We start from the raw sequence: 12,620 nt of genomic DNA on the forward strand, positions 1-12,620 counted from the left end.
CCCGTCCCGTTAAACGGTCGAGATCGTAAATCCCCCGCAGTAGCTGCCGCAAATCCTCGCGCAGTCCCGGATTTTCTACCAACTCCTGAATCGTATCGTGTCGCGCCCGAATGCCTTTACTATCTAATAAAGGCTGCAACAACCAGCGACGCAATGCCCGACCTCCCATCGCCGTACTCGTTCTATCAATCGCCCACAGCAAAGAACCGTGAAAGGTATTATCCCGGACGGTAGCCGTAATTTCTAAGTTGCGGCGGCTTTGGTGGTCGAGAATTAAGTAATCGGCAAGGGTATAGGTGCGTAAGGTTTGGAGGGCGACATTGTTTTCTTTTTGAGTCTCTTCCAAATATTCCAATAACCCACCAGCCGCACGAACTCCCAAGGGCAAATGTTCACACCCCATCCCTTCAAGCGATCGCACTTTAAACCGTTCCAACAGTCGCTGTCTAGCTTCACCTTGACTAAAAGGGGTTTGGGGACGAAAGGCGTAGCAGAAGGAGTTGGGGAACCAATTCGGTAAATGTTCCGATTTTTCCCCCGGTCGTAGCATACTACCTACATCGGGGGCATTGGTAGGAATTAAGACTTCCGAAGGCTGCAAACGGAGTAATTCCTGAGATAACAGGTCTAAATCCGTCGATTGGGTGGTGAGAAATTCCCCGGTGGAAATATCGGCATATGCCAAACCCCAGTGATTCCCAGCAATTACCACACTAGCAAGGAAGTTGTTGCGCCTTGCCGTCAGCATCCCCTCTTCCATCAATGTGCCTGGGGTAAGGATGCGCGTCACCTCCCGCCGCACCTGTCGCCCTTCTTTGGCAGCAACCGAAGCATCTTCCACCTGGTCACAAATGACGATCGCATACCCTTTTTCTACTAGCATTGTCGAGTAGCGTTCTAGGGCGTGGTGGGGAACCCCCGTCATCGGCACTCGCCCAACTCCTTTCCCTGCATCCTTACTCGTTAAAACCAGTTCCAATTCTTCGGCTATCCGTCGGGCATCTTGAAAGAAGGTTTCGTAAAAGTCACCCACCCGATACAGCAAGATGGCATGGGGATACTGGTCTTTTAGATCAGCAAAATGCTGCATCATCGGTGTCAGCTTTTCGCGGTCTACTGTCCGATGGTCAGCATTTTCGGCAGTTACGCGCAACGCTCTCTCGGTAGCGCGAATGGAAGGAGCACCGTTGGATTGGGGAGTAGATGCGTTGGGGTATCCGCTCATGGAAAGTTTGAGAGTTGCCTGGTTCTTATCGACTTTATCCTATGGATGGGGGGATTGGTGTTAAAGGTTTATTGAGGATAACGCTCAGGTATCTAGTCATGAGGCTTTCGGGGAGCGACAATATAACAATTTGGTGAGGTTGATAGACTTAGCTGCAGAACGATTACTTGCTGCCCAAGAGGAACTCGTCCCAAAAATATTGAAAGCCCACGCTACCAATCTTGAAGAAGAGCAAACAGAAGTCCAACTCATTATCTACAGGCGCACACATTTCCCCATTGTAAAAGTATACTAGAAAAAATGAATTCTATCGTCTTTTAACTTTTCTGGACTGACAGAGAAGCCTCCGCCTGAATTAGCGGGTCTATACTGGATAAATTTCTTCTTATTTATTCTTATTTATATATAGCGCTTCCCCACCTAGTATCGCTCATTATTCTATGTCAGCGATCGCTTACCTACAACGACATCCTTACAGCACGGCAATCCTCAGTGTGGGATTGTCGCTGCTACTCATGCTGGCACTTGATCCGCTGGCAAGCATGACCAAAACCCCATTTATCCTATTTTTTGGAGCCGTTGTGGTGAGTGCTTGGCAGGGGGGAATCCGCTCTGGGTTAGTAGCCACTGGATTGGCTGTACTCATCAGCAATTACTTTTTCCTGGAACCTAGGTATTTTCCCTCCCTTGACCCATCCAGTGGAGTGCGGCAGGCGGTATTTGTCTTAGAGTGCATTTTGATTAGTATTCTCTGTGGCTCCCTTCGTACCACGAATCAGCGGCTGGATCGCAACCTCTTGAAATTGCAAGCCAGTGAAGAATCCCTGCGAACGGCTAACCAAAGCATCACAGACATCTTGGAAAGTATTACCGATGGGTTCTTTACCCTTGATCGCCAGTGGCGGTTTGCCTATGTTAACACTCAAGCCGAGAAAATATTGGGACTCTCGCCCGATACCTTACTGGGACAATCGGTTTGGGAAAAATTTCCTCAAGTCAAAGGCACTATTTTTGAAAATAATATTTACCATGCCGTCAACACCCAAGCCCCTGTAGTGTTTGAATTCTATGGGATCATCAATCTAGAGCAGTGGTTTGAGGTGCATATCAATCCTCTGTCTGATGGATTGGCTGTTTACTTTCACGATGTGAGCGAACGGAAAGAGGCTGAGGACGCTTTGCGGTTGAGTGAGAACCGCTATCGTACCCTTGCCAATGCCGTATCTCAACTGATGTGGATGAATGATGCCGAGGGTAACATTCAGTTTTTTAATCAACGTTGGCAGGAGTATACAGGTATCGCCGATTTAGAGTTGGGTGTTGGCTTGTGGGACAATGTGATTTACCCGGATGATTTTCAGCCGACTCTAGAAAAGCGATCGCGTGCCATTCAAGCGGGTGAAGCTTACGAAGTGGAATGCCGTCTCAAGGGATTTGATGAAACCTACCGTTGGCATCTGGCTCGAATTGTACCCCTCAAAGATGAAAACGGGCAGGTGATCCAGTGGTACGGCACGGCGATGGATATTCATGAGGTGAAGCAAACAGAAGCCGCTTTGCGAGAAAGTGAGGCAATGGCTAGAGCACGCGCCGAAGAATTGGAAATCTTTATGGAAGCAGTTCCAGCGGCGGTTTGGATTGCCCATGATCCCCAATGTCAACAGATAACGGCAAATCGGGCAGCTTATCAATTGGTGGAGCTACCCCTGGGCGCAGTAGCAACCGCAACGCCAGCCGATGAAGTATACCCCTTCCCGTTCAAAATTCACAAAAATGGGCAGGATATTCCCCTGCATGACTTACCCATGCAGAAAGCCGGACGAACCGGACAGGATATCGAAGACGAATTCGATTTTGTCTTTGACAATGGTAAAATTCGCTCCATTTGGGGACGGGCGGTTCCCCTACATGGCGATAATGGTGAGGTGCGTGGGGTGATTGGCGCTTTTCTCGATATCAGCGAACGCAAACAAGCCGAAGTTGCCCTGCGGGAGAGTGAGGAGCGATTCCGTACTCTAGCCGATAACATCGCTCAGTTTGCTTGGATGGCAGACGAAAAAGGGTGGATTTTCTGGTATAATTACCGCTGGTTCGACTACACGGGCACAACCTTAGCAGAGATGGCAGGCTGGGGCTGGCAGAAGGTGCATCACCCAGACCATGTTGAGCGTGTGGTGGAAAAATTTCGGACTTGTGTTGAAATGGGCGAAACCTGGGAGGATACGTTTCCTCTGCGGGGTAAGGATGGGCAGTATCGCTGGTTTCTCTCCCGAGCCATTTCTGTGCGTGATGAAACGGGCAAGGTGTTACGCTGGTTTGGCACCAATACGGACATCACCGATCGCCTGGAAGCCGAACAAGAGCGAGAGCGATTCTTAGAGCGAGAGCGAGCAGCACGGAAGGAAGCAGAAACTGCCAATCGCCTTAAAGATGAATTTTTAGCGGTATTGTCTCATGAGTTGCGATCGCCCCTCAACCCCATTCTTGGTTGGTCGAAATTGCTTCGCACTGGCAAGTTAGATGCTGCAAAAACGGCTAAAGCTTTAGAAACCATCGAGCGTAATGCCAAACTGCAAACTCAACTCATTGAAGATTTGTTGGATGTTTCCCGCATCCTCCAAGGTAAACTCAGCCTCAATATGGCTCCGGTTAACTTGGCACTAACCATTGAAGGGGCACTAGAAACGGTGCGTTTAGCCGCACAAGCTAAGTCAATTCAAATCCAGATGGTGTTTGACCCAACAATTGGGAAGGTTTTGGGAGATTCGGCTCGCCTCCAGCAAGTGGTATGGAACTTACTGTCCAATGCCGTGAAATTTACGCCTGAAGGAGGACAGGTAGACATCCAGCTAGAGCGTGCAGGTTCACAGGCTCAAATCCAAGTCCGTGACACTGGCAAAGGCATTCCTCAAGATTTCTTAGTTCATGTCTTTGAGTACTTCCGTCAGGCAGATTCTACCACAACCCGGAAGTTTGGCGGACTGGGGTTAGGATTGGCAATTGTCCGCCATTTGGTGGAATTACATGGCGGAACCGTTGAAGCAGATAGCCCAGGAGAAGGACAGGGAGCCACGTTTACTGTCCGACTCCCCTTGATGCGAGTTCCATCGGAAACACCCCAAGACAACCCACCAGGGACTTCGGTTGCTCATCTAACTGGGTTGCGAATTCTGGTTGTAGACGATGAGCCGGATGTCCGGGAGCTGGTGGCGTTCATTCTGGAAGAAGCTGGGGCAACGGTGAGCGTGGCTACCTCTGCAATGGAAGCTTTGAACCTGATAGAACAGTCTTTGCCGGATGTATTAGTTTGCGACATCGGGATGCCTAAGATGGACGGCTATATGTTCATGCGCCAGCTTAGAACTTTATCTCCCGAACAAGGAGGACAAATTGTAGCGATCGCACTCACCGCCTATGCTGGAGAACATGACCAACAACAGGCTTTAGCGGCTGGGTTTCAACAGCATCTTTCCAAGCCCGTTGAACCCGAAGAGTTAGTCAGAGCAATTGCCGCTTTGATGAATCAGTGAACCTCATCCCCTTCCAATACTGCTCGGATAAGCTTTGAGCAGAAGGGCAGGTAGGTTGGGTTTCGACTTCGCTCAACCCAACCTACAATTTTTCTTAACCGAGCAGTATTGCATCCCCTTCTTTGGCGGCAAGCCGAGGCAACATCTCCAGTCAAAAGTTGGAGTGAAGCGTAGATACCCAACTACAAGCGAGAAGTCGGGTATCTGGTCGCGCAACACTCTTTATTCAGGCTCTCCCGCCCGATGATTATCTGAAGTTATAGCCGACGCCCAGCAACAACCCTACAGCCGGATTGTCGAACAGCGATGCACTTAAAGAAGCCGTTGCCGTAATTTGCTCGTTTAGCGGTAAGTCTACACCTCCCGTAGCCAGGAAATCAACGGAACTGTCATCCCCTGTAGAGATTGCTATCCCAGCTCCGATGTAAGGAGCTATCCTAAATCCAGTGTCTTCCGTCAGATCTGCGGTGACATCAGTGACAGCAGGAACAAAATCGAGCGTCACAGGTATCAGAATGGTCGGCTCATCCTCAATTAAGACCGAGGGGCGGACTGATATATTGCTCGTCAGACCAATTTTGCTGAATACAGCGAAGCTAGTTTCACCAAGAGCGGTATCTCCATCTCCGAGTCCGATATTGCCACCAACTCCGATGTAGCTGGAACCAGAACGAGTTGCCCGACCTGGATCAATATCTGTCGTGTCGATGTCGAATGGTTCTGCAGGAGGCACGGTTTCTTGAGCAAGGTTTTGGGTGGTAGTGTCTGGGAGTGTCTTGCCTGTATCAGTAGTTAAGTTTAGCTCTGATATAGTGACACGGAAGGCAGTTTCGTCTATCGGAGTTGCCGTTGCTTCTACTATTTCCTCTGCGGATATAACTGTCGCGGAAGTAGGCGTTAAGGTACTGGCTGATAGAGATGTTAGGGTAGCCTCATCGGTAATACTAAGTACTGGAGCTGTATCTGTTGCTAGAGTTGATTCAACTTCCGTTGAAGGTAGTTTCAAGCTCTCAGCACTGGTCGAAACATCCTGCCACTCGTATTGCGAATCCAGACTAGAGGACTCCACCGTTTCAGCTCGAACTGACGGCATACCGAAAACAATCATCAAAGCAGCAGTACTTAACAAGGAACACGTTAGTCTGAGATCGAAACTATTCACATCTACACCTTCTGGATAAAAAACTTGTTTCAGAACGCGCTATTGAAACTTCCTGGCATCTTTAACGACATTTTTGGAAGAATTTAGCACGATTCATTCGTTTTAGCTAGATGAAGCTTAACGATGATAACCTAGGTTAACCTCTACCCAAAGGAAAGTTTGATATCCTCCTGAAGATTGATTGAGTATTTCAGAGAGATCACTATCCTGGATAGGCATAGGTAGATTTAAGGTTGGATTACTGCTGACTACAGGCTTAACTCGACTATAAAAATCTGTCATAGTTCACGTTGCCAGCCTCTAATTAAAGTTAAAGTTACAGATGAAGCGTTCTGCTTGTCTCATTTTCAATCCCGTTGCCGGAAAGAGGAACCCCGATCAAGATTTGTGTAAAATTCAGGCACTATTGGAGCCAGAGTTTAATCTCGATATTTGGTTAACTACCAAAGAAGTTGATGCCGCTCAACTGACCCGTAAAGCGATCGCTCAGAAAGCTTCTACTATCATTGTGTCTGGCGGTGATGGCACTGTATCGGAGGCGGCTGGAGAATTAATAAAAACGAATATTCCCCTAGGAGTCATTCCAGGCGGTACAGCGAATGCCTTAGCTTTAGCATTGGAAATTCCTAACACCATTGAGGAAGCGTGTCAGACGATTCTAGAAGGGGAAACACGGACAATTGATATCAGTCGATGCAATAAGAAGCCAATGGTGCTGCTAGCAGGGGTTGGATTTGAGGCTGAAGTAGTCGAAAAGGCAAACCGAGACATAAAAAACCAATTTGGCTCGTTAGCTTACTTTTTGGCGGGATTTCAACAATTGTCAGAATTCGAGACATTTGAGGCGAAGATTGAAGCGGACGAAGAAATTATTACGGTGACGGCAGCAGCAGTTACGGTAGCGAACATAGCACCGCCGACATCATTTCTCGCTCACGGAGGGGCAGAGATGGTTTTCGATGATGGGTTGCTCGATTTAACCATTGTTGCTCCCCAAGATCAGCTTAGTGCGATCGCAGCATCTTACCAGTTAATACAGTCAGCATTTCAAAGGAAAAGCGGTGAGTATGAGGATATAGGATACCTACAAGCTCGACGCATTAAAGTAACAGCACATCCTCCTCAGAAAGTTGTCTTGGATGGAGAAGTGACTGACACAACACCCATTGAAGTGGAATGTATTCCGGGTGGTTTGACTGTATTTGTCCCGATGTCAGAAAAAGAAAAAGTTCTTAAAAAATTGGAAAAATTTACCGAAGGGGAATTAACGGTTAAGCCAAAGCGGTAGAAAAGAAGTCAGAATTTCAATGAACTCTTAATCTAAACTTGTTCTTTCACCCAAGCTCTAAACGCCTTCATTGTTTTGTTTCTCCCTAAACTCCGACACTGGTTGAGATAGCGGGGAATCACCTGAATCAGGGGTAAGTTGGGAAAAATATGACTCGATTCACACTGGACATACTCCCCTTCTCTCAGCACGTTAATTTGTAACTTTCCCTTGTCAAATCGCCACAGTTGAGAAACTTTCAGCGCTTCATAGATGCTCGGATGAGTGCGAGACGTTACATCAATTTCTAGTGCTAAATCGGGAGGTGGATCTACGGTTAAATCCAGCCGATTTTTACCACGCACTGCTGCCTCATTTTGAATGTAAAAACAGTCATCAGGTTCTATCCCTTTGACCATTTCTTTATTTTTGAACGTGGTTGAACCGAGGTGCCAAAACTCAATATCTAATTCTTCTAAAAGGATTTTGACCAAATCTCAAATTATCCCGATTAACCTTGGGTAGGGCAGGCAAGATGCCTACCCTAGCACCAATCTCACCTATTACCTATTACCACTTTCCGACAGAAGAGTACCGAAAAACACACCATAACTGGCAATTTCGATGGTGTGGTCATATTGTCGGCTCACAAAATCTGTCTCGTCGGCTGCCACACAGTTTGGATAAGCTGACAAGTTATAGTGAACAGCAATCGGACTTAAATTAAACAAGCACAACAGGTGTTGTTCGTCGCATTTTCGGGTAAAACCGACTAGGGGTTCCGGTGTATCCACTAAGGTTAGGTTGCCTTTAAGTAAGGCGGGCTGTTTTTTACGCCAGTCCATCAAGCGGCGATACTTATTCAACAGCGACATAGGTTCATGTTCCTGCTGATCAACTGCGTGGGGCAGATGTTCATCTGGAATGGGTAGCCACGATTCTACAGCTTTGGTAAACCCGGCGTTATGAGCATCTTGCTGCCAAGGCATGGGCGTGCGAGCACCATCTCTGCCAAGAATATCAGGATAACCTTTTATGCCAAAGGGGTCTTGCATCTTTTCAAAGGGAATGGTTGCCTCAGTTAGACCCAGTTCATCACCTTGATAAATGCAGCAACTACCCCGCAACGAAAGCAGCAATGCGGCAAACATATGGTCAAAGGCTTCGTGGGTGAATTCATCGTCAATGAGAAACTTGCGCCAGCGACTTTTGAGGCGGGGGAAATCATGGGTACCGCCAGTCCAGCAGATGATGCCCTCTTGAAAATAGGTTTCAACTCGCTCGATCATCTCGCGCAGTCGGTCGCAGGTCAAGGGCGAATCGTGCATCAAGGCTGAGTTGTAAGCCATGTGCAGGCGATTTTCTCCCCGAACGTATTCGCTGGACGTGAGGATAGTATCTTCAGCACTGCTAATTTCTGCCAGGGTAGTCCTGCCTGGATACTCATCCATCAATTTCCGAATGGGTTCTAGGATTTCGATATTTTCCGGTTGGCAGAAATTGTATTTATTCCAGTTCGAGAAAAAAGGGTCATTAGCACCTGCACCAGCCGGTCGCGGCATATCTTTGGGTCGTGGTGGATTATCCCGTAGTTGGCGATCGTACATGAAAAAGTTGACCACATCTAGTCGGAAACCATCGACACCCATATCCAGCCAAAACCGACCCACGTCTAGAATGGCTTCCACGACTTCCGGGTTGTACCAGTTGAGGTCAGGTTGTTCGATTAAGAAACTGTGCAAGTAGTACTGTTGCCGTTGGGCGTCCCATGTCCAAGCACTGCCGCCAAAGGTTGCTAGCCAGTTGTTGGGTGGTGTGCCATCGTCTTTGGGGTCTGCCCAAACATACCAGTCTGCTTTAGGATTATCCCGACTGCTGCGACTCTCTTGAAACCAGGAATGCTGGTCAGAGGTATGGTTCCACACCTGATCGATGAGAACTTTTAAACCGCGATCGTGAGCTTCCTTAAGCAGGTCTTTGAAATTCTCCATCGTGCCGAACATTGGCTCGATCGCACAATAGTCAGAGATATCATAGCCAAAATCCTTCATCGGGGATTTGAAAAACGGCGAAATCCAAACCGCATCAACCCCCAAGGAGGCGATGTAATCAAGCTTCTGGAGGATACCGTTGAGATCACCAATTCCATCTCCGCTACTGTCCATAAAGCTGCGGGGATACACCTGATAAATAACGGCACTGCGCCACCAATTGTTTGATTTTTGATTTAGACTGCGCGTTTTGGACTGTAGATTGAGAGTTGACTGAGCTGACATAGGCTAGAAAAATTCTTCAACTTCCAGCTTATGTCGGAGGTAGATTGCCAAAAAACACACCATAGGCAGGAATTTTCAGGGTATCTCCCTGCCTATCTGCGGAAAAATCAGAACCTTTTGCCTTGGACTCATCTTAGTACGATAGAATCACCAAGCAGAATTTCGCACAATCAGATTGAGGGGTAAGAAATTCTGATGAATTTCTGTTACACTTTAGAACTAAACTCTAAGGTTTGCTGTAAGCTATTCTGTAAAGTTAGTTACAAGTTTAAGAACCGCTACCACTGGTTAGCACACTTAACACCCAATGCAAATAGCTTTGGGTGCAAACTGGTTAAAATTCATGAATTTCAACTTCAGCCAATGCGATCGCGCAACTGGTGAAAAGTAGGCAGATAAAAATAATGCTGCCTTCGATGTGATGTGAGGATTGTTCAACTGAATAAATATCGCGGCTAAATTGCGTTCATGCCTTCAAATCGCACGGCAACCGCAGGCTAGACGGAATTGATAGCCGCAACTCTTTGAGAATTTAGGAACGGTTTAGATATGAAAACCCAAGAACTTTTGAATCGATATGCTGCTAGAGAGTTAGATTTTCAGGAAGCGAGTTTGGCAGGGATTAATCTAAAAGGTGTTAACTTGAGCAGAGCTGACCTAAGTCGTACTGACCTAAGTCGTACTGATTTAAGTGGTGCTGACTTGAGTGGCACATCTTTCCATCAAGCTAACTTAACCAACGCTGACTTGATTCGCGCTGACTTAACTGGGGCAAACTTGACAGAAGTCAACCTGATTGGTGCTGACTTAACTGGAGCTAATCTCAGTGGTGTTGACTTGAGTCGAGCTGATTTGCGCTGCGCCAACCTGCACCAAGCGAACCTAACTAGCGCGAACTTAACAAATGCTGACTTGGGAGGAGCTGACTTAAGTGGGGCTGCTCTAAAGAATGCTTGCTTAAATGGGGCTTCTTTGAGTGGTGCTGACTTGGTTGGTGCTGACTTGAGCGGAACCAATCTAACAGACAGCGAACTGGATGGAGAAACGAAGTGTTGCGGCGTCTCACATCACTGGGTAAGTTGGCACGGCGATTGTCTGGAATAAAAACTCCAAATCTACCTTAAATAGGATGATGATTTTTCCCCTGTTACTTTGGCTTCAATCTAAAGGTCAGAGTTCAGGGGACTATTATTTTTATTTTGAATAAGCATAAACTAAGCCTAGAACCGTCTTTTTAGGAAACCCCAAGCGTGAGAGATCGCCGGGACAAATAGAAGGACTAGACATTAATTAGCATATCACAAGTTAGCGATCGCGAGAAACTCTTGCCCAGAGATATCGCAACGGAGTGATTCTGTTAAAGAAGACATTCGTGGGCGGCTTAGGGCTTTGGAAGCAAGGCATTTTAACTTTGCTTAAAATTATCTTGTGCCTGTAATTCTTCCCAAGCCCCAAACCTATAGCTAGCATGAAACTACCCAAGCGACTCTGGCAAGTGTCTCCCTTACTCATCTCTCTAATCGGCGGTATTCTGATGGGACTCACCCCGTCACCTGTAGAAGCTTGGTTCCTCGGGTGGATAGCGCTGGCTCCCCTGTGGATTGCGGTTTCACTCCTGTACGGGCAAGATACCTCCACGGGCGGGACTTCTGGTAATGCAAAATCCCTAATCACTACCCTCTGTCAAGCTGCTAGGTATGGTTTAGTGTGGGGAATCGGCTATCACGGTTTATCACTATCTTGGATTACCGGCGTTCATCCCATGGATTGGATGGGAGTGCCGTGGTTGGCGAGTATTGCGATCGCTTTTTTTTGTTGGGCATTCATCACCCTTTGGGGAGCTATCTTAGTCGCTCTCTGGGCAGCAGGGATGACGTTGTTAAATTCAAAATGGCTATACCCCTCTACCCTCACAACATTCAGAATTTTGACTCGCGTCCTCGTGGGTACGGCTTTGTGGTGTAGCTTAGAGTCGCTGTGGAGCGCGGGTTCCCTGTGGTGGACTTCCCTATCCTATACCCAGAGTCCCCATAATCTAGTCATTTTACACCTGGGTCAGCTATCGGGTCCAACAACCGTTACCGCTGCAATTGTGGCAGTCAATGGGTTGATTGCGGAAGCGGGGATTCGCTATCTCTACAGTAAGCCTTCAAAAGTCGGTTTTTTCAATGTCCAATCACCCCTCATCTACTTAGGTTTGGCGGCTGGGTTGTTCGTTGTCTTGCACCTTATTGGTTTTGGACTCTACAGCCGCCCTTTAATACAGCCAACCCAAGCCGCACTGAAGGTAGGGATTATTCAGGGAAACATTCCCAACCGCATCAAACTTTATCCGGCGGGTTGGCAAAAGGCGATTGAAGGCTACACTACAGGCTACAAAACCTTGGCAGATGAGGGAGTTGAAGCGGTGCTGACACCGGAAACCGCTTTGCCTTTTTTGTGGAAAGAGCAGGTTCGACTGCGCAGTTCTTTCTATTCAGCCATTTTAGACAAAGGTGTTCTGGCTTGGGTGGGAGCGTTTGGAGAAAAAGGAGAGAGTCTGACTAATAGCCTATTTACTGTTACGGGTACGGGAGAAACAGTCAGTCACTATAACAAAGTGAAATTAGTACCCTTGGGGGAATACATTCCCTTTGAACAAGCGTTGGGCAAGTTAATTAACCGCCTTTCTCCTTTAGATGCCCACTTAGCTGCCGGTCAGCCTAATCAAACCTTTGATACACCTTTTGGGCAAGCGATCGCAAGTATCTGCTACGAATCCGCCTTTGCCAAGCATTTCCGGCGTCAGACAGCACAAGGCGGTGAGTTTATCCTGAGTGCATCTAATAATGCCCATTACAGTAAGACTATGCCAGCCCAGCACCATGCACAAGATGTGATGCGGGCGATTGAAAGCGATCGCTGGGCAGTTCGAGCTACGAATACGGGTTATTCTGGCATTGTAAATCCTCACGGCAGAACCCTATGGTTATCGGGGATTAACACCTATGAGATTCATGCTGATACGATTTATCGGCGACAAACGCGGACACTTTATGTGCGTTGGGGAGATTGGCTAACTCCTGTTTTATTGGGGTTGGCGGCTGTAGCGTTAACCGCTCAGATCAAGTCTAGTTAAATAGTTACACTTGGGTAGAAACAAGGCAGATGGCAGATAAAA

At 47.5% G+C, this 12,620-nt stretch carries 6 protein-coding genes and 2 pseudogenes; 4 read left to right on the forward strand and 4 right to left on the reverse strand.

All coding sequences use genetic code 11. From position 1 onward, the window contains the following. Positions 1-1,225 (reverse strand): annotated as a pseudogene (locus tag IQ257_RS14885) (DNA mismatch repair protein MutS); the annotation flags it as partial. A 440-nt stretch (positions 1,226-1,665) separates the two neighbouring features. Here IQ257_RS14885 and IQ257_RS14890 point away from each other — a divergent pair. Beyond that, positions 1,666-4,755, forward strand: coding sequence for a PAS domain S-box protein (locus tag IQ257_RS14890; RefSeq protein WP_193875247.1), 3,090 nt, complete (start codon positions 1,666-1,668; stop codon positions 4,753-4,755). Positions 4,756-5,002: 247 nt separating this feature from the next. Here IQ257_RS14890 and IQ257_RS14895 read toward each other — a convergent pair whose 3' ends face one another. Beyond that, on the reverse strand, positions 5,003-5,917 hold the full coding sequence (locus IQ257_RS14895; RefSeq protein ID WP_193875245.1) for a hypothetical protein: 915 nt from the start codon (positions 5,915-5,917) through the stop codon (positions 5,003-5,005). A gap of 322 nt (positions 5,918-6,239) precedes the next feature. On the opposite strand from IQ257_RS14895, the gene IQ257_RS14900 reads away from it, so the two are divergent. Beyond that, complete coding sequence (locus IQ257_RS14900; RefSeq protein WP_193875243.1) at positions 6,240-7,205, forward strand: YegS/Rv2252/BmrU family lipid kinase; 966 nt, start codon at positions 6,240-6,242, stop codon at positions 7,203-7,205. A 32-nt stretch (positions 7,206-7,237) separates the two neighbouring features. Here the strand turns inward: IQ257_RS14900 and IQ257_RS14905 are convergent. After that, positions 7,238-7,681, reverse strand: a pseudogene (locus IQ257_RS14905) (Uma2 family endonuclease); the annotation flags it as partial. Positions 7,682-7,747: 66 nt separating this feature from the next. Continuing rightward, on the reverse strand, positions 7,748-9,460 hold the full coding sequence (locus IQ257_RS14910; RefSeq protein ID WP_193875239.1) for an alpha-glucosidase: 1,713 nt from the start codon (positions 9,458-9,460) through the stop codon (positions 7,748-7,750). A 549-nt stretch (positions 9,461-10,009) separates the two neighbouring features. Between IQ257_RS14910 and IQ257_RS14915 the strand changes: the two genes are divergently transcribed. Both IQ257_RS14915 and lnt read left to right on the forward strand, forming a co-directional pair. Beyond that, a complete protein-coding gene (locus IQ257_RS14915) occupies positions 10,010-10,564 on the forward strand; it encodes a pentapeptide repeat-containing protein (RefSeq protein ID WP_193875237.1) in 555 nt (184 codons plus the stop codon). A 364-nt stretch (positions 10,565-10,928) separates the two neighbouring features. Then, positions 10,929-12,578 carry an apolipoprotein N-acyltransferase gene (gene lnt, locus IQ257_RS14920; protein WP_193875235.1) on the forward strand — a complete coding sequence of 550 codons (1,650 nt, stop codon included), beginning with the start codon at positions 10,929-10,931 and terminating at the stop codon, positions 12,576-12,578. The last annotated feature ends 42 nt before the right edge of the window (positions 12,579-12,620 follow it).

Origin of the sequence: Coleofasciculus sp. LEGE 07092 (genome assembly GCF_015207375.1) — a bacterium.
Lineage (GTDB): Bacteria > Cyanobacteriota > Cyanobacteriia > Cyanobacteriales > Coleofasciculaceae > LEGE-07092.